20 protein-coding genes are annotated in these 23,681 nt (G+C 68.7%); 7 read left to right on the top strand and 13 right to left on the bottom strand.

All coding sequences use genetic code 11. The annotated features are described in order from the left end of the window. Positions 1–8: 8 nt before the first annotated feature. Complete coding sequence (locus tag AB4Y94_RS16755) at positions 9–857, bottom strand: alpha/beta fold hydrolase (RefSeq protein WP_441729145.1); 849 nt, start codon at positions 855–857, stop codon at positions 9–11. A 104-nt stretch (positions 858–961) separates the two neighbouring features. On the opposite strand from AB4Y94_RS16755, the gene AB4Y94_RS16760 reads away from it, so the two are divergent. Next, positions 962–1,447, top strand: coding sequence for a MarR family winged helix-turn-helix transcriptional regulator (locus tag AB4Y94_RS16760; RefSeq protein ID WP_441729146.1), 486 nt, complete (start codon positions 962–964; stop codon positions 1,445–1,447). 5 nt (positions 1,448–1,452) lie between these two features. Further along, complete coding sequence (locus tag AB4Y94_RS16765) at positions 1,453–2,784, top strand: MFS transporter (RefSeq protein ID WP_441729174.1); 1,332 nt, start codon at positions 1,453–1,455, stop codon at positions 2,782–2,784. 38 nt (positions 2,785–2,822) lie between these two features. Here AB4Y94_RS16765 and AB4Y94_RS16770 read toward each other — a convergent pair whose 3' ends face one another. Next, complete coding sequence (locus tag AB4Y94_RS16770; RefSeq protein WP_441729147.1) at positions 2,823–4,289, bottom strand: peptide MFS transporter; 1,467 nt, start codon at positions 4,287–4,289, stop codon at positions 2,823–2,825. A gap of 153 nt (positions 4,290–4,442) precedes the next feature. Here AB4Y94_RS16770 and AB4Y94_RS16775 point away from each other — a divergent pair, with 153 nt between their 5' ends. Beyond that, complete coding sequence (locus tag AB4Y94_RS16775; protein ID WP_441729148.1) at positions 4,443–5,369, top strand: 2-hydroxyacid dehydrogenase; 927 nt, start codon at positions 4,443–4,445, stop codon at positions 5,367–5,369. 58 nt (positions 5,370–5,427) lie between these two features. Here AB4Y94_RS16775 and AB4Y94_RS16780 read toward each other — a convergent pair whose 3' ends face one another. The 4 genes from AB4Y94_RS16780 to ddaH form a co-directional block, all read right to left on the bottom strand. After that, on the bottom strand, positions 5,428–6,390 hold the full coding sequence (locus AB4Y94_RS16780) for an acetylxylan esterase (RefSeq protein WP_441729150.1): 963 nt from the start codon (positions 6,388–6,390) through the stop codon (positions 5,428–5,430). Between the two features lie 60 nt (positions 6,391–6,450). Continuing rightward, positions 6,451–7,101, bottom strand: coding sequence for a hypothetical protein (locus AB4Y94_RS16785; RefSeq protein ID WP_441729151.1), 651 nt, complete (start codon positions 7,099–7,101; stop codon positions 6,451–6,453). 297 nt (positions 7,102–7,398) lie between these two features. After that, complete coding sequence (gene rocD, locus AB4Y94_RS16790; protein ID WP_441729152.1) at positions 7,399–8,667, bottom strand: ornithine--oxo-acid transaminase; 1,269 nt, start codon at positions 8,665–8,667, stop codon at positions 7,399–7,401. After that, positions 8,664–9,506, bottom strand: coding sequence for a dimethylargininase (ddaH, locus tag AB4Y94_RS16795; RefSeq protein WP_441729153.1), 843 nt, complete (start codon positions 9,504–9,506; stop codon positions 8,664–8,666). Before ddaH ends, rocD begins: the two co-directional genes overlap by 4 nt. 366 nt (positions 9,507–9,872) lie before the next feature. Here ddaH and AB4Y94_RS16800 point away from each other — a divergent pair, with 366 nt between their 5' ends. Then, positions 9,873–10,310, top strand: coding sequence for an Lrp/AsnC family transcriptional regulator (locus AB4Y94_RS16800; RefSeq protein WP_441729155.1), 438 nt, complete (start codon positions 9,873–9,875; stop codon positions 10,308–10,310). A 10-nt stretch (positions 10,311–10,320) separates the two neighbouring features. Here the strand turns inward: AB4Y94_RS16800 and AB4Y94_RS16805 are convergent, their stop codons facing one another. The 3 genes from AB4Y94_RS16805 to AB4Y94_RS16815 form a co-directional block, all read right to left on the bottom strand. After that, the gene (locus AB4Y94_RS16805; protein ID WP_441729175.1) at positions 10,321–11,007 is read right to left on the bottom strand and encodes an endonuclease/exonuclease/phosphatase family protein; all 687 of its coding nucleotides are present in this window, start codon (positions 11,005–11,007) and stop codon (positions 10,321–10,323) included. 76 nt (positions 11,008–11,083) lie between these two features. Continuing rightward, positions 11,084–11,854, bottom strand: a complete 771-nt coding sequence (locus tag AB4Y94_RS16810; RefSeq protein WP_441729156.1) for an ABC transporter permease — start codon at positions 11,852–11,854, stop codon at positions 11,084–11,086. 51 nt (positions 11,855–11,905) lie between these two features. Further along, positions 11,906–12,868: an MIP/aquaporin family protein gene (locus tag AB4Y94_RS16815; protein WP_441729157.1), complete on the bottom strand. Its 963-nt coding sequence runs from the start codon at positions 12,866–12,868 to the stop codon at positions 11,906–11,908. A 109-nt stretch (positions 12,869–12,977) separates the two neighbouring features. On the opposite strand from AB4Y94_RS16815, the gene AB4Y94_RS16820 reads away from it, so the two are divergent. Continuing rightward, positions 12,978–13,343 (top strand): GntR family transcriptional regulator, encoded by a 366-nt coding sequence (locus tag AB4Y94_RS16820; RefSeq protein WP_441729158.1) that lies wholly within the window; start codon positions 12,978–12,980, stop codon positions 13,341–13,343. A gap of 6 nt (positions 13,344–13,349) precedes the next feature. On the opposite strand, the gene AB4Y94_RS16825 is transcribed toward AB4Y94_RS16820, so the two are convergent. Genes AB4Y94_RS16825 through AB4Y94_RS16835 form a run of 3 tightly spaced genes read right to left on the bottom strand, consistent with a single transcriptional unit; the run spans position 13,350 to position 18,189 of the window. Continuing rightward, on the bottom strand, positions 13,350–14,315 hold the full coding sequence (locus tag AB4Y94_RS16825; protein WP_441729159.1) for an NAD-dependent epimerase/dehydratase family protein: 966 nt from the start codon (positions 14,313–14,315) through the stop codon (positions 13,350–13,352). Beyond that, entirely contained in the window at positions 14,312–17,170 is a 2,859-nt protein-coding gene (locus tag AB4Y94_RS16830) for an alpha/beta fold hydrolase (RefSeq protein WP_441729160.1), read from the bottom strand. The genes AB4Y94_RS16825 and AB4Y94_RS16830 overlap by 4 nt, the downstream gene beginning before the upstream one ends. Beyond that, entirely contained in the window at positions 17,167–18,189 is a 1,023-nt protein-coding gene (locus AB4Y94_RS16835; RefSeq protein WP_441729161.1) for a 3-oxoacyl-ACP synthase III, read from the bottom strand. The genes AB4Y94_RS16830 and AB4Y94_RS16835 overlap by 4 nt, the downstream gene beginning before the upstream one ends. 164 nt (positions 18,190–18,353) lie before the next feature. Here AB4Y94_RS16835 and AB4Y94_RS16840 point away from each other — a divergent pair, with 164 nt between their 5' ends. Continuing rightward, positions 18,354–18,731: a DUF7715 family protein gene (locus tag AB4Y94_RS16840; protein ID WP_441729162.1), complete on the top strand. Its 378-nt coding sequence runs from the start codon at positions 18,354–18,356 to the stop codon at positions 18,729–18,731. Positions 18,732–18,764: 33 nt separating this feature from the next. Here the strand turns inward: AB4Y94_RS16840 and AB4Y94_RS16845 are convergent, their stop codons facing one another. Further along, positions 18,765–22,409, bottom strand: coding sequence for a proline dehydrogenase family protein (locus tag AB4Y94_RS16845; RefSeq protein WP_441729176.1), 3,645 nt, complete (start codon positions 22,407–22,409; stop codon positions 18,765–18,767). A gap of 151 nt (positions 22,410–22,560) precedes the next feature. Here AB4Y94_RS16845 and AB4Y94_RS16850 point away from each other — a divergent pair, with 151 nt between their 5' ends. Continuing rightward, positions 22,561–23,532 carry a LysR substrate-binding domain-containing protein gene (locus AB4Y94_RS16850; RefSeq protein WP_441729163.1) on the top strand — a complete coding sequence of 324 codons (972 nt, stop codon included), beginning with the start codon at positions 22,561–22,563 and terminating at the stop codon, positions 23,530–23,532. Positions 23,533–23,681 lie beyond the last annotated feature (149 nt).

The following is a 23,681-nucleotide window of genomic DNA, read 5'->3' on the forward strand; positions in this document are numbered from 1 at the left end:
GGTCAACCCTAACCGGCGGCGGGCAGGTGCTGGTCAAGCCAGCCGACGAGGTCGTCCATCACCTCCACCCGATTGGTTTCGTTGAAGACCTCGTGCCGGGCGTCCGGGTAGACGATCAAGCGGATGTCGCGAAGACCGGACCTGTGGACGTATGCCGTTGCGAGCATGAGCGCGCTGCGCTCACCGCCGACGGTGTCGTCGCTGCCCACCTGGATCAGGAGCGGCAGATCACCGGGCAGGTTCCGGGCCGGCCGGCCGAACAACCGGGCCGCCTCGCGGACGCCGAACAATTTCGCCAGCGGTGTGGTGGTGCAGAGCGGGTCGGCGATGAAGGCCGCGGCAACCGCCGGATCCCGGCTGAGCCACTCCGCCCCAGTGGTTCCGAGATGCTTGTGCTTGCGGTTGAGGTCACCGCTGTCAAGGTATCCCGGCCACAGGTAGGCGGTACCGGTGAGCACGACGCCGTCGTAGTCCGCTGCATGACGGTTGATCAGCATCTGCGCCATGAATGAGCCCCAGCTGTGTCCCACCAACGCCAAGGGCAGCCCGGGGTGTTCCCGGCGGATGATCCCGGTCAGCTGGTAGACGCCGGCCACCGCCGCCCGCAGGCCGCCCGGCCCGAGCCGGCCGATCTGGCTGAGGTCGTTATGGTACTGGTCCAGCCCGGTCTGGCCGTGGCCGCGATGATCATCCGCGTAGACCATGTAACCGGCCGCGTTCAGGGCCGAGGCCAGTTCGCCGTATCGGCGGGCATGCTCCCCGACGCCGTGCACGAGTTGGACGACGCCACGCGCATCGTCCACCGGCCAGACGTAGTAGGTGATGGTGACGCCGTAGTCATCCGTGTAGGTGGGCACGGCCCCATTCTCCACCGTTCCTGCCCCGAACAGCGGGATCCCGCAACCGCTGGAATACCCGGCAACCGATATTTAGCAAAGCTAATTTGCTATGCTAAGTACTTATGGCATCCGTCTCCCTGTCCCCACAGCCATCCGCACCGGCGCAGGCACCGCCGTCGAACGCACACCGGACCATCGCAGAGACCAGCCACGAGTTCCGGCTGGCCAATGGCCGCCTGTCCCGGCGGCTGCGCCAGGAGGGGTCCGGCAGCGAGGTGACCGGCGGCCAGTTCTCCGCGCTCGGGTCGCTCGACAGCCATGGAACCCTCACCCTCGGCGAGCTGAGCGAACTCGAACGCGTCACTCCCCCTTCGATGAACCGCACCGTCAATGCCCTGGTACGGGCCGGGCTGGTCAGCCGGCAGGCGGCCTCCGACGACCGCCGAAAGATCGGCCTGGCCCTCACCGAGGCCGGAAGCGCGCTGGTCAGGGAGACCCGGAAACGCCGGGACGCCTGGATCGCCCAGCGTTTTCTCACGCTCAGCCCCGGCCAGCGCCAGACGCTGGTCGATGCCACCGCGATCATGAAGGAGCTTGCCGACAGTTGAGTGCCATGTTCCGGGCGCTCTCCAGCGTCAATTACCGCATCTGGTTCGCCGGTGCCCTGGTGTCCAACATCGGCACCTGGATGCAGCGCACCGCGCAGGACTGGATCGTGCTCACCGAACTGACCGACCACAATGCCACCGCGGTCGGCGTGGTGATGGCCCTCCAGTTCGGCCCGCAGCTGCTGCTCATGCCGTGGTCGGGCCTGATCGCCGACCGGTTCGACCGTCGTAAACTGCTCATCCTCACCCAATCACTGATGGGCGTGCTCGCCCTTGGCCTGGGCATCATCACGGTGACCGGCGTCGTCGAACTCTGGCACGTCTACCTGTTCGCGCTGGGCCTCGGCGTCGTCGGCGCGATCGACGCACCGGCGCGGCAGACCTTCGTGTCAGACCTGGTCGGCGAGGAGAAACTGTCGAACGCCGTCGCGTTGAACTCCGCCTCCTTCAATGGCGCACGCATGATCGGACCCGCGGTCGCCGGCGTGCTGACCGTGCTCGTCGGGGCCGGCTGGGTGTTCATGATCAACACGGGCACCTTCGCCGTGACGGTCTTCGCGATGACCCTGCTTCGGGTCAGCCAACTGAAGAAACAGCCCAGGGCCTCCCGCGAGCGCGGACAACTGGTCGCCGGCTTCCGCTACGTGCGCCGCCGGCCCGACATCATCGTGGTGCTGATCGTCGTGTTCCTGGTCGGTACCTTCGGCTTCAATTTCCCCATCTTCACCTCGACCATGGCGACCATCGAGTTCCACAAGGGCGCCGGCGAATTCGGTCTGCTCAGTTCCATCATGGCCATCGGCTCAGTGGTGGGAGCCCTGCTGTCGGCCAGGCGCAGCCAGCCGAGGCTGCGGTTGATCATCGTCGGAGCCGCGGCCTTCGGGATCACCTGCGCCGCAGCCGCGCTGATGCCCAGCTACGTGAGCTTCGCCGTCACGCTCACCTTCGTCGGGCTCTCCTCGCTCACCCTGATGACCACCGCCAACGCCTATGTGCAGACCACCACGGAGCCGGCCATGCGCGGCCGGGTGATGGCGCTCTACATGGCGATCTTCGCCGGAGGAACCCCGCTCGGCGCACCGTTCGTCGGCTGGGTGGCCGACCAGTTCGGTCCCCGCTGGGCCGTCGGGGTCGCCGCACTGTCCGGGCTGCTCGCCGCCGCGGTGCTGCTGTTCTGGCTGGTCAAGTACCGGGGCCTCCGGGTACGGTACCGGCTCCGGAGTTCACCACGGATGCTGGTGCGTCACGCCGGCGACGGACGCGAGGCATCCGCTCGGCCTGACCGCGAGACCGCGACCCGGGAGATAGCGGTCGTCGAGGCGACCACGCCACGCTGATCCCACCTCGCCAGGCGCACGGGATGGGCGGGGTGGCGTTACCGCACTCCGCTCATCAGGCGCAGCACGGGCCGGGCGAACACGGCCAGCAACACCCCGATCAGGATGGCGATGCCGCCCAGAACCCCGAAGTACAGGCTCTCCGGCGCTGTCTCGTACCACTTCGCCAGTTGCCCGGAGACGGCCGTGCCGAGGGCGACGGAGAGGAAGAAGAGTGCCACCATCTGCGTCTTGAACAGCTCGGGCGCGAGCTTGGTCGACACCGACAAGCCAACCGGGGACAGCAGCAGTTCGGCGATCGTGAACACCAGCAGGATGCCGATCATGCCCAGGAGCGGCGTGGAGTTCTTCCCGCCGCCGACGAAGGGCAGGAACAAGAGGAACGCGACCCCCATCACCGCGGTGCCGACGGCGAACTTGACCGGCGTGGACGGCTGCTTCGCGCCCCATTTCGTCCAGATCGCCGCGAACACGCCGGAGAGCAGGATGATGAAGACCGGGTTGATCGATTGCACCCACGACACCGGCATCTCCCAGCCGAACAGGTTGCGGTCGAGGCGCTCGTCAGAGTAGATCGTCACCACCGTGAACTGCTGCTGGTAGAGCGACCAGAAGGCGGCGCTGGCGATGAACAGCGGGATGAACGCGTACACGCGGTTGCGCTCATCACCGGTGATGTGCCGGTTGCTGAGGATGACGAAGAAATACGCGATGGCCGCCACAATGGTCGCCCCGATCACGATGACGGCCAGGTTTGACGCGGTGATCACGCGAAGCAGCACCAGCACGATCACCACCACGACGGCGGCAACGGCGATCACGATGTATAACGTCCAACGCGAGCGCGGGAGCGGATCCGGCACGTGCCGCGCGATGTCCGGCAGCCGCTTACGGCCGAACGAGTACTGCACGAGCCCGATCGCCATGCCGACGGCGGCCAGGCCGAAACCGAAATGGAAACCGATGGTGGACTGCAGCAGACCGGTCAGGATCGGGCCGAAGAACGCGCCCAGGTTGATGCCCAGGTAGAACAGGGAGAACCCGGCGTCGCGGCGAGGGTCTTCCGGCCGGTACAGCGTGCCGACAACGGATGTCGCGTTGGCCTTCAGCCCGCCGCTTCCGAACGCGACCAGGATCAGGCCGGTCGCCACCCCGGCGACCCCCGGGATGAGTGCCAGTGCGATGTGGCCGAGCATGATCACGGTGGCGCTGTAGAACAGCACCCGCTCCGATCCGAGCAGCCGGTCGGCCACCCAGGCGCCGAGGATGGTGGAGAGGTAGACGCCGCCACCGTAGGCGCCGACGACGCCGGCGGCGGTGGCCTGCGGAATGCCGAGACCCCCGCGCTCCGCCGAGTAGTAGAGGTAGATGAGCAGGATGCCCTGCATCCCGTAAAACGAGAACCGCTCCCACATCTCCACGCCGAAGATGTTGGCGAGTGATCGAGGTTGTCCGAAGAAACTGTGGTCTTCGCGCGGCGCAGTGGCTTCAGCAACCTTGCTCATGGTTCGACGATACTCTCGTGGCCCGCCCCCGAGGTAGGTGCTGGCGCGCCCGGCTGATCGGCCTCGAGCGCGAGGTGCTCCCGGAGCCCGCCTGGCGCTCCCGCGCCTCGGCGCCGCTGCGGATCCGGTTCCCGACGTGGATAGGCTCGAGCCATGACTTCATCGCAACTGACCGTGAGTGTGCCTGGCAAGACCCTGCTGCGGGCACTCGGTGCCGTACCGGACCGGGTCGACCTGATCGAGTGGGACCTCACCTCGCCGGCGCCGCGCGATAACATCGACATCGTCGTGCCGCCGTACATGGGCGCTGCTGACACCCTCCACATGCTCGCCGGTGTGAGCACCAGGCTGGTGCAGAGCCAGTCGATCGGCTACGACGGCGTCGACCGGCTGCTGCCACCCGGGCACGTCTACGCCAACGCGGCATCCGTCCACGAGGCGTCGACAGCCGAACTCACCCTGGGGCTGATCCTCGCCTCCCAGCGCGGCATCCCGGACTTCGTACGGGCGGCCATCGACGGGCGTTGGGCTCCCGCCCGCCATGCCAGCCTCGCCGACCGCACTGTGCTGCTGATCGGCCACGGTGGTGTCGGAAAGGCCATCGAAGCCCGGCTGCGTCCGTTCGAGACGACCGTCGTGCGCGTCGCCCAGACCGCCCGATCCGACCAGGACGGCCAGGTCCACGCCATCAGCGAGCTGCACGAGCTCCTCCCGACGGCCGACATCGTCGTCATCGCCGTGCCCCTGACCGATGAGACCACCCTGCTGGTCGACGACGCGTTCCTGTCCCGCATGGCGGACGGCGCCCTGCTGGTCAACATCGCCCGCGGCCAGGTCGCCGACACCGACGCGCTCCTGGCCCACGCGTCTTCCGGTCGGCTCCGCCTCGCCCTCGACGTGACCGACCCCGAACCGCTGCCGGCCGGGCATCCGATGTTCGCACTGCCGAATGTGCTGGTCAGCCCACACGTCGGCGGCGCAACGAGCGCCATGGTACCCCGGATGGCCCTGCTCCTGCGCGAGCAGATCGAACGGATGCTGAGGGGAGACGAACCGCTGAACGTCGTCATCACCAGCTGAACCGCGACTGGTCCGCCACTTCGGTCAGACCGCACAGGTCGGCGCGCCGGTGCCGGACTCAGGCCAGGTGCTCTGCGAACGCGCGCAGCGACAGGGCGTCGTCTTCCCAGGCGCCCCCTTCGTGGCCGTTGTACGGCCAGACCGTGATCGCCTTCTCCCCGGCGTAGTTGTTGTACGCCGCGAACACCGTCGATGGCGGACACGTCGGGTCCATCAGCGCGGCCGTGATCGTCAGGGGCGCCGTGGCTCGCTTGGCGAAGTTGACACCGTCGAAGTACGACAGGGTTTCGTGCACCCGGGCAACCGAGTGCCGGTTGGTCGCCAGGTAGATGCCGATCTCGCGATACGGCATGTTGTCGGTGATGACGGATGCCCGGGGAAAGTCGCAGAGGAACGGCACCCGGGCCACCACGGCTGCCAGGTCGTCCACCAGGCCGGCGACGGCCAGCGCGATCCCCCCGCCCTGGCTGGTACCGACGATGCCGATGCGGGCAGAGTCGACGATCGCGAGGCTCCGCGCGGCTTCGACCGCACGCACGGCATCCGTGAACACCCGGCGGTAGTAGTAGGTCTCCCGCGCGCCAATCCCCCTGGTCATGAAGCCGGGCGCCTGCGGGCCGCTGCCGGCGTCGTCGGGCGTGTCGGCGGTGTTTCCGCCCCAGCCCTGGCCGCGGGTGTCCATCTCGAGGTGCGCGTATCCCGCGGATGCCCAGAGCAGGTTCCCGAAGGCCTGGCCCCGACCGCCTCCGTAGCCGTGGTACTGCACGATCGTCGGAAGCGGCCCGGACGCGCCCGCCGGGGTGCGGAGCCAGGCCTTGACGGGCTGGCCGTCGAATCCCGCGAACGTGACGTCGTAGACGTCGAGCGTGGTCACGGGCGTGTCGACGAGTGTTGCCGTCACGGCCGGGTCGTGCCGCTTCGATGCGGCGAGGGTGCCGGCCCAAAAGCTGTCGAAGTCGTCCGGGTCGGCCTGCAGGCTGCGATAGGCGCGGAGGTCTGCCTCCGGGAGATCGGTGAACATGAATCACAGCCTAGGGCGCGAACGTCCCAGGCTGTGATGCGGGTGCGACGAGGGTGGCGACTAGGCGCGGCTTCGAACCGACCGGCGGAAATGGTGCACGACGGTCACCGCACCCTCGTCAGGGGGCGCAGTCGCCCGAGCCGGTGCGGAGACGTCCATGCCGTGAGCAGTGAAGGCGATGCAGTCGTCGATCGCGGCCGAGAGCAGCAGGTACAACCGGTTGTCCTGGTCGTTCACGCACGCCGAGGCGATTCCGTCCACCGCTGCCGCGATGATGGAGTGGCTGTGGCGCGGCGGGATGACCGCCGGCTCCCGGCGCAGGTGCGCCGAGATGAAGGTGCGCGCCCAGCGAGCGGCAGCCGGTGCCGCGTCGAAGGCGGCCCTCATCTGCGCGTCGACGTCGATGCCGGCAGAGCCGCCCATCCGCTCGAGTGCGTTGAGGCACACCAAGGCACCGACCGCGAGGGACCGTTGCCGGTCTTCTGCGGCGATCGGCAGTGCCGCCGCGGTCGCCCGGAGCGCGAGGATCACGTCGAGACGGGGGTCGTCGCTGGTGAGGCCGATCACCGACGGGATCAGGGGAGCGAGCCTGCCCCGTGCTTCGTCGCTCGTGCAGTCATTGACCATCCGCGCCAGGTGAGCGAGGCCCGCATGCGTGCAGGCGGGGTGATCACTCCAGGCTTCGCCGGCGAGATACGAGGCGAATTCCATGAAGCACGCGCCCTTGCGCGGGGAACGGTGTTTGCCCTGCGAGAGAATCGGAAGTATGTCTGTTTGACCCGGCGACCCGCGCATGAGGGCCTCCCCTCAGTTCATCCTGTGTCTGCGTACCTCTACTGTGCGCCTGATTCGCGCACAATTCAACGGTCAGATTCACGGATCTCCGCCGCCTCGCGCCTCGCGGCACGCGTCGCATCGCGCTGTGCGGCAGTTCCGCCAGTGTGCGGTAGGCGCGCCTGCCGCATATTGGCGCAACTACCGCGCTTCGTTGCGCGGGCTGCGATCGGGTTACTTCGCAGCGAGCTCGTCCAGCACAGCGGCAAGCTGTTCCACTGCCCACTCCAAATCCTCGTCAGACACGACGAGGGGCGGGGCGAGTCGGATCGTGGAGCCGTGCGTGTCTTTGGCCAGCACCCCGCGTTCCAAGAGCGCCTCGCACACCTCGCGGCCCGACGCCAGTTCCGGATCGATGTCGATTCCGGCCCAGAGTCCCGCGCCGCGCACGGCTACCACGCCGCGCCCGACCAGGGCGGTCAGCTGGTCGTGGAGATGAGCGCCCAGTGTGCGCGCTCGCTCCTGGTATTCCCCGGTGGCGAGCATCGCCACGACAGCGCGTCCGACCGCGGCGGCCAGCGGATTTCCGCCGAACGTCGAGCCGTGCTGGCCGGGCTGCAGGACGCCGAGCACATCGCGGTTGCCGACGACCGCGGAGACCGGAACGATGCCGCCGCCCAGCGCCTTGCCGAGGAGATAGAGATCGGGAACGACGCCGACGAGGTCGCAGGCGAACGTGGCGCCGGTGCGGCCCAGCCCGGATTGGATCTCGTCGGCGATGAACAGCACGCCGAGCCGGGTGGTGATCTCCCGGACCGCCGGGAGGTAGCCGGCCGGCGGAACGATGATGCCGGCCTCACCCTGGATCGGTTCGATCAGGACGGCGACGGTGTTCTCGTCGATGGCGGACTCGAGGGCTGCCGCGTCACCGAACGGAACGATGCGGAAACCCGGCGTGTACGGACCGAAGTCGGCGCGGGCATCCGCGTCGTCGCTGAAGCTGATCAGCGTGGTGGTCCGGCCGTGGAAGTTGCCGGCGGCGACGATGATGTTGGCCTGGCCGGCGGCGACGCCCTTGACCCGGTAACCCCAGGCCCTCGCGACCTTGATGCCGGACTCGACCGCTTCGGCGCCGGTGTTCATGGGCAGCACCATGTCCTTGCCGGCCAGTTCGGCCAGCGCGGTGACGAACGGTCCGAGCTTGTCGTTGTGGAACGCCCGGCTGGTGAGGGTGATCCGTCCCACCTGCGCGCGCGCGGCCTCCACCAACACCGGGTTGGAGTGGCCGAAGTTGACAGCCGAGTACGCGGCCAGGCAGTCGAGATAGCGCCGGCCGTCCACATCCGTCACCCAGGCGCCGTCGCCGGAGGCGACGACAACGGGCAGCGGGTTGTAGTTGTGGGCCGCATGCTCGTTCTCGAGCGCGATGGCGTCGGCCTGGGCGGCGGATGAGCCGGCCAGCGCGTGCTCGACCGATTCGGTGGGCAGTGCTTCAGTCGTCATCGGCGCAGCTCCAGGGTGCAGCACTTGACGCCGCCACCGCCGAGCAGCAGCTCGGAGAGGTCGACGCCGATGGGGTTGTAGCCGCGCTCGCGCAACTGCCGCTCGAAGTCCTTGGCGCGGGAGGCGATGACGACGTTGTATCCGTCAGAATACGAATTGAGGCCGAGGATCGCGGCGTCCTCCTCGGTGGCGATGATGGCGTCGGGGTAGCGCTCGCGCAGGATGGCGAGGCTCGGCTCGTCGAAAGCGCTCGGCAGGTAGGCGATGTTGGTCTCGTCAAGCTTGGCGATGGCGGTGTCGAGGTGGTAGAAACTCGGGTTGACCAGGCCCAGCGTCACCACTTCCCGACCGAAGATGGTCCCCAGCTCGTCATGGCTGTTCGAATCGCTCCGGAAGCCGGTTCCGGCCAGGATGGTGTCACCGACGAGCAGGAAGTCACCCTCCCCCTCGTTGATCTCGGCCGGCACCCGGACATCGAACCCGTTCTCGCGGAACCAGTCCATGTACGCCGGGCCCTCTGGCTGGCGCTGGGGGTAGGTGAAGCTCGCGCCATACGCGATGTTGTCGATCACGAAGCCGCCGTTGGCCGCGTAGACCATGTCGGGAAGGCCGTCGATGGGGTCGATCAGCTGCACGTCGTAACCCAGGCCGATGTAGACGTCGTAGAGCGCCTGCCACTGCGTGACCGCGAGCGACGTGTCGGTGGGCAGTGCCGGGTCCATCCACGGGTTGATCCGGTACACCACAGTGAAATACTCCGGCTTGCACATCAGCACGGTCCGTTTCACGGGTGTACGGGCAGGCGTCACCGCGACTGCTTCTTCGACGTCGGTCGGCATGTGGTCTCCTTCATCAGCGCCTCAGCCGCAGGCTGGGCAATCAACGGGCGGCGGACCAGGTCACTCACGAGAGCCCGAGCGCAATCGCGCGCGGGACGCCTCCCCCAGTCTCACACACAATGATTGGATGTTTCTCACTGATTTGCGCAACGAAAAGGCGCGAAATCGGGCGTCCGCGCACGAAATCAGCGACGCACCCCCGGCGCGGCCGGGACGCGGTCCGCACCCCGCGGTGCACGCGCCACCGAAGCCCGTCGCTGTCGGCACGACTTTCATGACGCAGCTATCTGGTGATTTCCACCATCGGGCGATGGAATGCTGCGCAATACATGGAGACAGCGCAACGATTTCGCCTAGACTCGCGGAATGGACAACCTCGACCGCGCCATCCTCGATCTGCTTCGCCAGAACGCCCGCGCGGGCTACGGCGATATCGGCTCGGTGGTCGGCCTCTCGGCATCCGCTGTGAAACGCCGGGTGGACCGCCTGGTGGCCGACGGGGTCATCCGTGGGTTCACCATCCAGGTCGATCCGGCCGTCGACGGCATGAGCACGGAAGCCTACGTGGAGTTGTTCTGCCGGGGCACTGTCGCGCCAGAGGAGTTGCTGCGCATCCTGTCGGGGGTGCCAGAGGTGATCGACGCCGGCACTGTCACCGGCAGCGCCGACGCGATGGTCCACATCCGGGCCCGGGACATTTCGGGGCTCGAGGCGGCGCTGGAGAAGGTGCGGCTTGCGCCCAACGTCGATCACACCCGAAGCGCGATCGTGCTGTCCCGCCTCATCCACCGGGCGGCCGAATAACGGCTGGCGCTCAGGCCGACGGCGCCAACTCGCTGTACTCCGCGGTCACGAGGATCGGCATGTGGTCGGAGTCGCCGCTGGGCAGGGTTTCGACGCGGGTGATGTCCAGCCCGGCTGAGGTCGCGAAGTCGAAGTGCCCGCGGAAGAACTTGTACCGGGTGTAGGTGCGCTGGTCGCTGAGCGTGAGGTCATACCCGGACTCACGCACATGGGTGCCGAGCTTCTGGGTGAAGAACGGATAGTTGTAGTCACCGACCATCAGGATCGGGATGCCGTCGCCGAGGCTCCGCAGTTCAGCGTGGGCGGCGTTGATCTGGTTGCGGCGCAGGGAGTTCAGCGCCGTGAGGGGAGCAGCGTGGAAACTCGCGATCACCGCCTCGCGGTCGGTTTCACGATCGATCAGCCGGGTCCCGATGAGCCGCTCGTGCGCCGGGGAGAGTACACGGTCGTGCAGGGACTTCTTCAGGCTGAACGTCTTCGTCGCAACCGCGGTGAAGCGGTCTTTGCGGTAGTAGACCGCCAGGCCGAGCCGATTGCGCTTGGTGGAATCGGCCAGGTGCAGGTTCGCCACGTTCGCCGGAAGGTCCTCGGTGTCGCATTCCTGCAGGCACAACACATCGATATCGAAGTTCTCAGCAAGCTCGACGAGTTCGCCGCTCGCATGGTTCTTGCGCAGGTTGTAACTGATGACTTGGATCAGGAGGAGCTCCCGCGGTTGTCGACGGTCAGGTGCCACAAGTCTAAGCTTCCTGCCGGCGTCGCCGGCGCGGCGGTCAGGCGATCGCACTCGGCTTCCGCTCGACGGGCGCCAGCAGGTGGATCAGGGTCACGGCGACGACGGAGCCGGCGCAGAGGATGCCCGCCAGCACCACGATCTGGAACCGTCCGGCTTCCAGCGGCGAGGCGCCGCCGAAGATCGCCCCGACGAAGGCGCCCGGCAGGGTGACCAGACCGGTGGTGCGGGTCTGGTCGGTGGACGGGATCATGGCGAAAGCGACGGAGCGCCTCGCGAGGTCGCGGGTGGACTGGCGGGGAGTCGCGCCCAGGGCCAGCCAGCCTTCGACCTCGTCCCAGTGGTCGGTGACCGCCTCCCCGAACCGACGGCCCGCGATGGTCGCGATCGACATCGCGTTCCCGACGATGATCCCGCCGATCGCGAGGACATACCGCGGCGAGAATTCGATCGCCCCTGAGACGAAGACGATGGCCAGCGTCACAATGGTTCCGAGTGTCATCGCGGCGGCGGCCCAGCCGAAGTGCCGCGGGCTGGGTCCGATCCGGCGGCCGACCACGCCGATGGCGGCGACCAGCATGACCCCGAGCCCGAGTCCCACCCACACCGGGCTGGTGATGATGCCGCTGAGCACCAGGCTGATCGCCGCGAGCTGGAGCGCGCCCCGCAACACCGCTGCCGCCGGGGCGAACGGATGCCTGGTGCGGTATCCGCGGAGGACCATTGCGGTGACCACGGACAGCAGGAGCACGCCGACCAGTGTGGGCACCATGGCCACCAGCTGCCGTTCGAGGTCCGGCGACCAACTCATGTGTTGAGATTAGCGCTCCGTGTGGGGCCCGGGCCGCCGCCGACCCGGATGTCATTCCTCAGCGGCGGTGCTCCCGAGGCCCGGATCCTCCCGGGTGCGTCCGACGGGTTCCGGCTTCGGGCCGCGCGAGTGCAGGACGTCGCCGATGAAGAAGTCGTAGAGCAGCACTCCGATCACGCCACCGATCAGGGGCCCGACGATCGGCACCCAGAAGTACCAGCTGAAGGACCCATCCACGGTGCCGGGGAGGGCCACGTCACCCCAGCCGGCCATCCACGCGAACAGTCGGGGCCCGAAGTCACGGGCGGGGTTGATCGCGTAACCGGCGTTCGCCCCATAGGACATGCCGATCGCCGCGACGGCGAAGCCGACGATGAGCGGCCCGAGGTTCGCCTTCACCGCGGTGTTGCGGAGGTCGATGATCGCCACAATGAACATCAGCAGGAAGGCCGTGCCCACGATCTGGTCGATCAGGGGACCGACCATGTTGCCGTTGAAGTACGGCGCAGGGAAGGTGGCAAAGATGGAGAACGTGGCCAATCCGCCGGCCTGGTCCCTGCCGGTCTTCGACGCCTTGTTGAAGGCGTCGATCGCGTCGTGGTACACGAGGTAGACCAGCGCCGCGGCGACGAATGCGCCCACCACCTGGGCGACGATGTACGGCAGCACCTTGTTCCAGGCGAACTTGCGCCGGAACGCGAATGCGAGGGTGACTGCGGGGTTGAGGTGGGCGCCACTGACGCCGCCCGCCACGTACACGGCGAGCGCGACGGCGAGTGCCCAGCCCCAGGTGATCAACAGCCAGTCGCCGGCCGCATTGAAGATCGTCGTGTCCGTCGCCGTGCGACCTGATCCCGGGAGTGCGGCGACCGCCATCGCCACCACGCCGTCACCGAAGGCGATCAACACGAACGTGCCCAGGAACTCTGCCAACACCTCCCCCCAGGTACCGCCGAGCCGTTTGAGTCCGCTACCGTTCCGGAGTGCGTTCCGAAGTGGAGTGATGTCGCTCATGAGAGACCCTCCTAATCAGCATTGCCTACATGGCACACGACCGTACGCCGCCGGTGGGCAATGCACAATGGGTGCAGTCGTGCACTATTTTCGTGGTGAGTGAGGTCACATGGCCGGGTTCGGGCTCACCATCGAATCGTCGTCGACGATTCCGCCGTTCGAGCAATTGCGGGTGCAGGTGATCGACGCCGTGCGCGCCGGGTCGCTGGCGGCGGGAGCCAGGCTGCCGACCGTGCGCGCACTCGCCGGCCAACTCGGGCTCGCCGTGAACACCGTGGCTCGCGCCTACCGGGAACTGGAAGGCGACGGGGTGATCGAGACTCGCGGCAGGCTCGGCTCATTCATCGCCGCGTCCGGCGACATCACCCACCAGCAAGCGCAATCAGCCGCGATCACGTACGCAGACCGCATCCGTCAACTGGGTGTGTCGGCGGACGAGGCGCTCGGCCTCGCCCGGGATGCGCTCTACCGCTGACCCCACTCAGCGGTAGGCGGCGGCCAGCCGGGCGAAGCCCTCGTCGAGTGAAACGGATGGCGCCCACTGCAGGTCGGCGCGGGTCTGCCGCTGGTCGAACCAGTGCGCGGTGGAGAGCTGCTCGGCGAGGAAACGGGTCATCGGCGGCTCGTCAGCCCCCGGGCGGAGGCGCCACATCGCTTCGATGGCCGACCCGGCGGCGCGCGCCAGGCCGGCGGGAACGCTCCATGCCGGTGCCGGCACCCCGGCCGCCGCGCAGATTCCCGCCAGCAGTTCCGCAACCGGGCGCGGCTCGCCATTGCTGACCACGTAGGCACGGCCGTGCACCGCGTCGACGCGGCCGACGGCAGCAGCGATCGCGGATGCCGCGTTGTCGATGTAGGTGGTGTCGATCAGCGCGGCGCCGTGCCCGAGCAGCGGCAGCCGGCCCGCGCGGGCCCGGTCGACGATGCGCGCCACCAGCTGGGTGTCACCGGGACCCCAGACCAGGTGGGGGCGGACGGCCACGACACGCAAGCCCGACGAGTCGGCCGCCAGGGCGAGGAGCTCGGCCTGCGCCTTGGTGCGGGCGTAGTCACCCCGTGCACGACGTGGATCGGCGGGAGCTGCGCCGACGCCGACGATCGAGGCACCCGCGTGCGCGACCGACGGCGATGAGACGTAAACCAGACGGCTGACGCCGGCATCCACCGCGGACTGGACGACGGTGCGGGTGCCGCCGACGTTGACGGCGACGAAGTCGGCCGGGTCGCCCGCCAGGGAGACTCTGGCGGCCAGGTGGACGATCGCATCCATTTCGTCGGCGGCAGACGCAACAGCAGCCGGGTCTGTCACCGAGCCGAGGACATCCTCGACCCCGGCGATCCCGGAGGGCCGGCGCTGGAAGGTGCGCACCTGGTTGCCGGCTTCGAGCACCGCTGAGGCGACAGCGCGGCCGAGGAGCCCGCTGGCGCCGGTGACGAGCACCTTCACGGCCGTCGCATCCGTTCGCCGGAGAGGATTCCTCCGGCCCACGCCGCGAGCCGGGTGCGGTCGATCTTGGAGTTGTGACGGATGTCGGTGGGCAGCTTCGGCACGACCAGGACGGCGGCGAGCGGCACCGGCGCTGCGGCACGCACCGCGGCAGCCAGCGCAGCTGACGCCAGCCGGACGCGCCGCGCGGATGGGTCGGTCTCGACGACGGCGACCGGCTGCTGGACGCCGGCCGGACCCACGCCCACGACGGCGGCACGGCCGATGCCGGCGACGGACTCGATGCGCTGTTCGGGGCCGACCGGTGTGATCACGCCGCCCGCGGTGGCGATCACGTGCGGAAGCCGGCCTTCGACCCAGAGCCGTCCGGCGGTATCAAGGTGCCCGACGTCACCGGTGCGGTGCCAGTGTTCCCCGGCCGGAACACCGATGGTGGCGGCCCGGTTGGTGAGCCAGAGCCGGTCGTAGTGGCTCTTCACGTGCGGGGCCGAGACAACGATCTCGCCGGTGACACCGGGGGTCGCGCTCGGTTCGCCCACCGCGGCCCCGGTGGCGTCGAGCGCGCTGATCCGCACCCGAGTGGTGGTGGCGGGCACCCCAACGCACACCCCGGCGGCGCCGGCGGGCCCGGGTTCCCCCTGGGCAGCCCGGATGCCGTCGAGCGAGATATCGGTCATCAGCAATCCCTCGGTCATCCCGTAGGGCGTGTGCGCTGTCGCGTTCGGCATCAACCGCGCCGCTTCGGTGAGCAGGCGTTCGGAGACGGGGGCGCCGGCCGAGAGGAAGGTGCGCACCGTGTCCAGGGCGCGTTGCTCGTCGGCGGTGAGGGCGCCGGCGGTTGCGACGACGTTGGCGAGGGCTGCGGGGGAGAGGAAGACGACGGTCGAGGGGGTGTCAACGTCGGCGCCCGCACCGGGCTCCCCGGTGGGCCCCGGGTCGGCGTCCGCGGGCCGCGCAGCGGCCGAGATGGCGGCGGCGACGGACGCCGCGGTCAGCGTCTTGGGACTGGTCACATCCATTTCCGGGGTCACCGAGCGGGCGCCGAGTGCGGGGCCGAGCAGCGCGAAGGGGGCGAATCCGGCAACCAGTCCGGTGCCGACGCCAACGCCGTACTGCGCGGCGAGGGCGTCGCGCACCGCGGACAACTGCGCATGCGTGTATACAACGCCCTTGGCCGGTCCAGTCGATCCCGAGGTGAACAAGACCGCGGCTGTATCGCCGGGCAAAGGTTCGTCGGGGAGGATCTCATGGGCTGGGTTTTCGTCGACCCCCCCGCCGCGGCCGAGGCTCGCGAGTTCGGCCAGCGTGTAGGACACGTCGAGGGCACGGGCGACCGGCGCCGGGAAGCGGGTGGTCGAGATCTTCTCGCCCGGCCAGCCGAGCGCGCGGGCGGCGGCCAGGCCGGGTGCGGCGCCGATGACGAATTTCGGCCGGGCGCCACGGACGGCGCGGGTCAGGCCACGGAGCCCGAGCCCCGCGTCCGCCACCACCACGACTGCGCCGATGCGGATGCAGGCGTAGAGCGCGGCGGTGAGGTCGGCGCCGGGGGGCACGAGAAGGGAGACCCGGTCGCCCGCTTTCACGCCGATCGCGTCGAGTCCGGCCGCGATCTCCCGCACCCGCCGCGAAAGCAACTGCCAGCTGACCACGCGCGGGACGCCGCCGCCGGAGGGGACCATCTCGATCAGCGCGGTCTCCGAGTGATCGCGCAACTCGTCGAGGTAGTGCCAGAGGGTGAGCCGGGGTATGTCGCCCGTCGTGGAGGTCTCGGCAGGCTCGACCACCGGGGCAGGATCGACCACCGGGGCAGGCGCGACTACCGGGGCAGGCTCGACCACCGGGGCAGGCTCGACCGCCGGGAGGCGGTCCCCCAGCCAGGACAGGGCGGCCGACGCGTAATCGACCTCCTCCGCGATGAGGTGTCCGGCGCCTTCGAAGCGGTGGATGTCGGCCTGCGGCAGCCGCGCGGCGAGGTCGTCGAGATAGCGGTCGCTGAAGATCGGGTCGCGGGGGCCCCACAGCATCAGCGCCGGCACCGTGAGGGCCGCCACGCCCGCGGCGATCCGGTCGAGTTCGGCCGCACTCTGGTGGGCGGCGTCGACCGGGATGTCGGCGACGAACGCGCCGATTCCCCCGCGACGGGCCGCCGTGCGGTACGGCGCGCGGTAGGCGTTCTTGATCCCGGCCGGCAACGACGGATGCCCCAGCGCCAGCGTCGTCTCCAGGAACCCGGGCGTCAGGACAGTTGCAGCCCCGAGCACAGCCGGCGTGAGTGCGACCCGCAATGGCGCCGGGATCGGGCGGTCTTCCGGCTGGTGCACGGCGGTATTGAGCAGCATGAGGCCGGCCAGGCGCTCCGGGTGGTCGACGGCCCATCCCATCGACACGACTCCGCCCCAGTCGTGACCGAAGGTGACGACTGGGCCGTCGAGTCCGAGGGCGTCGGTGAGGTCGCCGAGGTCCCGCACCCGCCGGGCCAGGGTGCGGGCCCGGCCGGTGCGCTCGGAGTACCCCATCTCGAGCTGGTCGACGGCGACAACGCGCCAGGCGCCGGCGGAAGCGGCCGGGGCACCCGTCGCTGCCGCGAGTGCGGCATCCGTCGCTGTGGTCAGCAGCCGCCGCCAGAGATACGACCAGGTCGGGTTGCCGTGCACGCAGAGCACGGTACCGACCGGGCGCACGCCGAGCCGGTCGAGCTCGGGGCCGTTGTCGAGCACATGCCAGCGATGCACGCCGGTCCCGCTTTCCGGCACGTCGACCAGCCGGGAGAACGCGGGGTCGAGTCCGGGAAGCCCGGACGGGGGGAGCCGGGCGGGCGCGGGTGTCGCTCCGACCTGCGGAAGGCGGCCTGTCACCAGGCGATTTCCATCATGGCGGTGTTCAGGCCGGAGCCGACGCCCATCAGCAGCACCCGGTCGCCGGGGCGGAGGTCCGGTGCTTCCTGCGCGAGGGTGATCGGAATGGAGGCGGGGCCGACGTTGCCGAATTTCGGGTAGGTGAGCGGCACCCGGGCGCGGTTCAAGCCGGTCGCCTTGAGAATGGCGTTGGTGTGCACATCGGAGACCTGGTGCAGGATGTAGCGGTCCATGCTGGACCAGTTCCAGTCACGCCTGGCCTCGGTCCAGGCCGAGACGACGAGTTCCATGCCACCCTTGAGCAGCGCCTTGGCGTCCGTGAACATGCCGTCGACGCTGCCAACGCAGAGGGCGTTGAACTCGGTGGCCGCGCGGGTGACCCCGCCGAGCATCCGGTGGGCGGACGGATGCGCATCCGCTCGCCCGAGCACTGCCGCGGCCGCCCCGGAGCCCAGCGTCAGGCTGGCGAACTCACTCATGAAGTCCTTGCGGCCGATCTCGCCGTTACTCAGGCGGTCGATCGTGTTGACCTGGATGTCATCGGCGTCTTCGCCGTCGATGACCACCGCGTACTCGATCTGGCCGGAGTCGATCAGCTGGGCAGCCAGGGTCATGCCGTTCACGAAGCCCAGGCAGGCGTTCGCGATGTCGAAATTAGTGGCCGACGACGGCAGCCCGAGGCCGTGGTGGATCCGCACCGCCACCGACGGTTCGAGGTGCTTGCGGGTGACGGAGGTGTTGATCAGGAGCCCGACCTGGCGGGGGTCGACGCCGGCCTGTTGCAGGGCGCGCTTTCCCGCCGAAACGGCGGCGTCGTCAAATTTCTGGCCGTCGTCCCAGTTACGGCGCTCGTGCACACCGGCGACCCGCTGCAGCAGCCCGTGGGGCAGGCGGAGTCGTTTGAGCACCGGCGCCAGGCGCAGGTCGATCTCCTCTGAGGTGGTAATTCGCGGCGCGATCGTGCTCGCGACTGACAGCAGAGCAACGTTCTGGTGCCTCGTCGTGGCGTTTCCGTTCACCGGATCTCCTGTCGAATTGTGCAGGACGCTGGAGATGTCCTGAGCCAATTATCCCCCGGTACCGGCTGGGCGTTGGCCGAACGGTGTCCCGCGGTGATGTCAGAGGCTCGATTTACGCTGTCCGCACGTGCCAGAACATTCAATCTCTCTTTCTGGAGGACAGCATGAAAGTGCTCGTTGCAACACGTCAGACCCAGGGTGATCGCGTCGGTGATTTCTCGGACACGATCGAAGGCGAACTGGTCTTCGACGCCGGCCCGTGCGAGCAGGCAGTCCGCGAGCAATCCTGGGAGTGCATCTGTTCCATGGGGTTCGTCGGTCTCGCCTCGGGGGAACTCACCACGACCGCGGTGGTCGCGAATCTCCCCGTGGCGCCCAGGGAGTTCGAGCGCCTGTTCCGTGACAGCCTGGCCCCCGAGGGCATCTGCGCGGACTGTGCGAAGGACATGGCCCAGGCCGCGCGTGCATTCGCGTTGCGCTGGCCCCTCGGCACCGTGATCGAACGGAACCGGTTCGATGTTCGTCCGCGCAAACGACCCTGATCAGGCGACCGGCCCGACTCGCCGGGAACCGCGCTAGATGACCCCCTCGGAGAGCGCGCTGGGGTTGCCGAAGCGGTGGGCGGTGATCGAGATGGCCTGCTCGTGCAGGAACGGAAGCAGCTCGACCGTGCCGGCTTGGGTGACCGGGTGCGAGTACACGGCGATGTCCGGGCTTCCACCGAGCGCGGTCGCCAGCGCGGATGCCGCGGCCGCTGCCCCGGCGAGCCGGTCGCCACCGATGAGCCGTACCCGGCTGGTGGCGATGTCGCCGGTTGCCGCACGCTTCAGCCACTCGGCGTCGCTCTCGACCGTGACCGGGACCTCACGGCCTCCCAGCACGTTGAGCACGGCGGTCGGCACCGGCACCGCGCTGGAGACGACGAACCGCGACTTGGACAGCAGCCCGGCGGCGATCACCCGGAGCAGGTCGGACAGCGTGCCGTCCTCGGCCAGCCGGATCGTGACCGGAAGCGGCAGGTAGCGGAACACGTTGCGCTCGAGGCCGACCATGGAGACGTCGGCGACCGCGTTGAATTCCTCGCGCCAGGCCAGTGCGTCGCTGAGCGCTGAACGCCGCAGCACGTCGAATTCGGCGTACTCGAGCGACCCCTGCGAGGCTTCGATCAGGTCGGTGACCCGCTGCTCGAGCCCCCGGAGGTGCAGGGTGGAGCTGTTTCGGCCGGGGTCGGTGACCCAGCTGCCGAGCCCGAACAGGTAATTCGGGCCGCCGGCCTTGGTGCCGGCGCCGACGGAGGAGCGCTTCCAGCCGCCGAACGGCTGGCGCTGCACGATCGCCCCGGTGATTCCGCGGTTCACGTACAGGTTGCCGGCTTCGACGGTGTCGATCCACTCGGCCAGTTCGTCGGCATCGAGAGAGTGCAACCCGGCGGTCAGGCCGTAGTCGACGGCGTTCTGGAAGCGGATGGCCTCCTCCAGGTTCCTGGCGTGCATCACACCGAGCACCGGCCCGAAGAATTCGGTGAGGTGGAAGTAGGAGCCGGGGGCGACACCGGTGCGGATGCCGGGTGACCACAGCTTGCCGGAGTCGTCGAGCTGCTTCGGCTCGACGAGCCACTCCTCTTCGGCGCCCAGGGTGGTCAGGGCGTGCAGGAGTTTGCCGTCGGCCGGTTCGATGATCGGCCCCATCTGGCTCTGCGGGTCTGACGGGTAGCCGACGTGAAGGGAGGTGGCGGCATCCGTCAACTGGTTGATGAACCGCTCGGACTTCGCGACCGATCCGACCAGGATCACCAGGCTCGCGGCCGAGCATTTCTGCCCGGCGTGGCCGAACGCGCTCTTGATCACGTCGGCGGCGGCCAAGTCCAGGTCGGCGCTCGGTGTGACGATGATGGCGTTCTTGCCGCTGGTCTCGGCCAGGAGCGGCAGGTCCTGCCGGAACGAGCGGAACAGCTGCGCCGTCTCGTAGGCACCGGTCAGGATGACCCGGTCGACCGACGGATGTGACACCAGCCGGGTGCCGAGGTCTCGGTCGGCGAAGTCGACCATGGCGAGCAGCTCACGCGGCACTCCGGCCTCCCAGAGCGCCTCGACCATCACGGCGCCGGTGCGCTGGGCCAGCTTGGCCGGCTTGATGATCACGCCGGCACCCGCGGCGAGCGCGGCGAGCACGCCGCCGGCCGGGATCGCGACGGGGAAGTTCCACGGCGGCGTCACCACCACGAGCTTCGGCGGCACGAAGATGGCACCTTGCACCGCGTCGAGGTCCTTGGCGCGTTCGGCGTAGTAGTGGGCGAAGTCGATCGCCTCGCTGACCTCGGGGTCGGCTTCGGCGATGGTCTTTCCGGTTTCAGCGGCCATGACCTCAATCAGGCGGTCGCGGTTGGCCGCGAGCGCCAGGCCGGCGCGGTGCAGTACGGCGGCGCGTTCGGCACCGGTCTTCTGGCCCCACTCGGTTCCGGTGCCCACGACGGTACCGATGACCTGGTCGAGCACGGCCGGGTCGTCGATCCGGGCTGCGGCGACCGTGTCGATGCCGAGCCGGGAGCCCTCGACGCGGGCGAGAATGCGGCGTCCCCAGGCCCGGTTGGCTGGCAGGGCCGGGTCGGTGTCCGGTTCGTTATGGAAGCCCGAGTGGGCGTCTCCGGTGGTCGAGCCTGTCGAGCGTTGTCCTGAGCTTGTCGAAGGGACCGACCCGCGGGTGAGGCCTAGTACCGCTGCGGTGAGGTTCGGGTCGGTGCCGTCCTCTGGAACGGATGCCGGGGCATCCGTCGCGGACCAGGTTGCGGGCACGGTCCCGGTCGCAACGGCACGGTCCTGGGTGCGGTTCGGCGCGGGCGCGGCGGTGCCGGCATCGGCCTCCAGTGCGGCGAGGGATGCGAGGAAGCGCTGCTTCTCGCGCTCGAACAGGGCCGGCGAGCTGGTGAGCTCGAACACGGCCGACATGAAGTTCTCCTGGCTGGCGTTCTCCTCGAGGCGGCGGATCAGGTAGCTGATGGCCACGTCGAACTCCGCCGGGTTGACCACCGGCGTGTAGAGCAGGAGGCGCCCGACGTCCTTCTTTACGGCCTCGGCCTGGCTGGTCGCCATGCCGAGGAGCATTTCGAACTCGACCCGATCGTCGACTCCACGCTGCTTGGACAGAAGATGCGCGTAGGCCACGTCGAACAGGTTGTGGCCGGCCACGCCGATCTTCACGGCATCCGTGTTCTCGGGGGTGAATGCCCAGTCGAGCACCCGCTTGTAGTTCGTGTCGGAGTCCTGCTTGGTCGAGTAGGTGGCAAGCGGCCAGTCGTGGATCGCCGAGTCGACGTGTTCCATCGCGAGGTTCGCCCCCTTGACCACGCGCACCTTGATCGGGGCTCCGCCGGCGGCGCGGCGGTTCTGTGACCAGTGGGTGAGTCCCTGCAGCGCGCCGAGGGCGTCGGGCAGGTAGGCCTGCAGCACGATGCCGGCTTCGAGCTTCTCGAGCCCCTGCTGCTCGAGGATCCGCTCGAACACTGCGATGGTGAGGTCGAGGTCGCGGTATTCCTCCATGTCGAGGTTGATGAACTTCGGCGTCGGCGAGCTGGCCGCGAAACGGTAAAGCGGGGTGAGCCGTTCGACCACGCGTTCGACTGCTTCGTCGAATGACCACATCGAAAGCTGGCTGGCGATGGAGGAAACCTTGATCGAGACGTAGTCGACATCGGCGCGTTCGAGCAGCCGGCGGGTCCCCTCGAGGCGACGCAGGGCTTCCTTCTCCCCCAGTACCGCCTCGCCCAGGAGGTTGATGTTGAGGCGGTTGCCCGATTCGCGCAGGTGCGCGATGGCCGGCCCGAGCTTCTCCGGGGTGGCGTCCACCACGAGGTGGCCGACCATCTGCCGCAGGACCTTGCGGGCGGCAGGGATCACGACCCAGGGCACGACCGGGCCCAGGATCCCGCCGGCGCCGATCGCCGCGCGCATGTATGGCGGGAGGAAGGCCGGGGCCTTCTTCGCGACGCGCTGCAGGTTGTAGCCGGCGACCATGACGTCCTCGGGGCGCATGACGCCGTCGACGAAGCCGACGGTGAAGTCGAGCCCGTTCGGGTCCTTGAGCACACCGGCGAGGCGTTCGGCCGAAGCGTCGGCGGGAATGGTGGCGCTCTCCGCGAGCCATTTCTGCACGAGCGCGATGACCTCAGCACTGAGGTCTTTCGGGCCACGCCGAACGGCGGATGTTGACGAGGTGTTGGTCATGCTCACGAGGGTAGTCTTCCGTTTGCTGGGGGTGCCGGGTCAGCACATTTGTTCTCAGTGTGCGGCTCGGTTTCGTTTAGCAAAAGCGAATCTTTCTGAACGATATTCATTAGAATTAGTGACGATTTGATTCGAACCGGAAGGCGAGCGGATGCTGGACGTCAGGCGGCTTCGGCTGTTGCGGGAGCTGAAGATCCGCGGAACCCTGGCCGGCGTCGCGGACGCCTTGGCGTACAGCCCCTCCGCCGTGTCGCAGCAACTCGCGCTCCTCGAAAAGGAGGTGGGCGTCGAACTGTTGCAGAAGGTCGGTCGCCGGGTGCAACTCACGGCCCAGGCGGAGATCCTCGTCGAGCACACCAGTCACCTGCTCGACCGGCTCGAGGTCGCCGAAGCCGAGGTCACCGCCTCCCTCACCACGGTGTCCGGCACGGTTCGGGTGGCCGTATTCCAGTCCGCCGCCCACGCCGTGATCCCGCAGGCGCTCACCATCCTGGGCGAGGAATTCCCGGAACTGCGGGTCGAGGTCACGGAGCGCGAGCCAGAGGCTGGATTGTTCGAGGTGGCGGCCCGTGACTTCGACCTTGTGATCGCCGAGCAGTACCCCGGCCACACCCGGGCCCACCTGCCTGGGCTCGACCGGGTGAACCTCGCAACGGATGCGCTGCGCCTGGCCGTACCGCCGGCATCCGCCGCCCTCGACGCCGTCGCCCGCGGCGCCGTCGACCTCGGCGGCGCCACCGCCTCCCTCGCGGGGCTGGCCAGCGGCCTCGAGTCGCTCGCCGACACGGCCGGCCTGCCGTGGGTGATGGAACCGGAGGGCACCGCCTCTCGGCAGTGGGCGACCCAGCTGTGCCGTTCGGCCGGCTTCGAGCCCGACGTACGGTTCCAGACCGCGGATCTGGTGGCCCACATCCGGTTGATCCAGTCCGGGAATGCTGTCGGAATCCTGCCGGACCTGGTGTGGTCCGGAGAGCAGCCGACCGTGCGGCTCCTCGACCTGGCCGGGGAGCCGCACCGCACGATCTTCAGTGCGGCGAGGCTCGCGAGCGCCGGCCGGCCGGGCGTTGTGGCCGTGCGCGATGCTCTGAGCCGCGCTGTGGCGCAGGTGGCGTCCGCGGACTGAGGGAGCGGAATACCCCTCAACGCGCCAGCTCCATGACCGGCTGGACGGCGGCGCGCCAGTTGCTTGGTCGGCTGGAAGAGCGGATGAATCCAGCCTGCGAATCGGGACGAGTTATCCACAAACTCTTTTCGAGAGAGTTATCCACAGAT

Origin of the sequence: Glaciibacter sp. 2TAF33 (assembly GCF_052114945.1) — a bacterium.
Taxonomy (GTDB): domain Bacteria; phylum Actinomycetota; class Actinomycetes; order Actinomycetales; family Microbacteriaceae; genus Cryobacterium.

What these genes read in the sequence shown, in the direction of transcription:
- AB4Y94_RS16760 (WP_441729146.1), top strand. Translation starts at nt 962, where the DNA reads ATGGCATCCGTCTCCCTGTCCCCACAGCCATCCGCACCGGCGCAGGCA.
- AB4Y94_RS16765 (WP_441729174.1), top strand. Translation starts at nt 1,453, where the DNA reads ATGTTCCGGGCGCTCTCCAGCGTCAATTACCGCATCTGGTTCGCCGGT.
- AB4Y94_RS16770 (WP_441729147.1), bottom strand. Translation starts at nt 4,289, where the DNA reads ATGAGCAAGGTTGCTGAAGCCACTGCGCCGCGCGAAGACCACAGTTTC.
- AB4Y94_RS16775 (WP_441729148.1), top strand. Translation starts at nt 4,443, where the DNA reads ATGACTTCATCGCAACTGACCGTGAGTGTGCCTGGCAAGACCCTGCTG.
- AB4Y94_RS16780 (WP_441729150.1), bottom strand. Translation starts at nt 6,390, where the DNA reads ATGTTCACCGATCTCCCGGAGGCAGACCTCCGCGCCTATCGCAGCCTG.
- AB4Y94_RS16785 (WP_441729151.1), bottom strand. Translation starts at nt 7,101, where the DNA reads ATGGAATTCGCCTCGTATCTCGCCGGCGAAGCCTGGAGTGATCACCCC.
- rocD (WP_441729152.1), bottom strand. Translation starts at nt 8,667, where the DNA reads ATGACGACTGAAGCACTGCCCACCGAATCGGTCGAGCACGCGCTGGCC.
- ddaH (WP_441729153.1), bottom strand. Translation starts at nt 9,506, where the DNA reads ATGCCGACCGACGTCGAAGAAGCAGTCGCGGTGACGCCTGCCCGTACA.
- AB4Y94_RS16800 (WP_441729155.1), top strand. Translation starts at nt 9,873, where the DNA reads ATGGACAACCTCGACCGCGCCATCCTCGATCTGCTTCGCCAGAACGCC.
- AB4Y94_RS16810 (WP_441729156.1), bottom strand. Translation starts at nt 11,854, where the DNA reads ATGAGTTGGTCGCCGGACCTCGAACGGCAGCTGGTGGCCATGGTGCCC.
- AB4Y94_RS16815 (WP_441729157.1), bottom strand. Translation starts at nt 12,868, where the DNA reads ATGAGCGACATCACTCCACTTCGGAACGCACTCCGGAACGGTAGCGGA.
- AB4Y94_RS16820 (WP_441729158.1), top strand. Translation starts at nt 12,978, where the DNA reads ATGGCCGGGTTCGGGCTCACCATCGAATCGTCGTCGACGATTCCGCCG.
- AB4Y94_RS16840 (WP_441729162.1), top strand. Translation starts at nt 18,354, where the DNA reads ATGAAAGTGCTCGTTGCAACACGTCAGACCCAGGGTGATCGCGTCGGT.
- AB4Y94_RS16845 (WP_441729176.1), bottom strand. Translation starts at nt 22,409, where the DNA reads ATGACCAACACCTCGTCAACATCCGCCGTTCGGCGTGGCCCGAAAGAC.
- AB4Y94_RS16850 (WP_441729163.1), top strand. Translation starts at nt 22,561, where the DNA reads ATGCTGGACGTCAGGCGGCTTCGGCTGTTGCGGGAGCTGAAGATCCGC.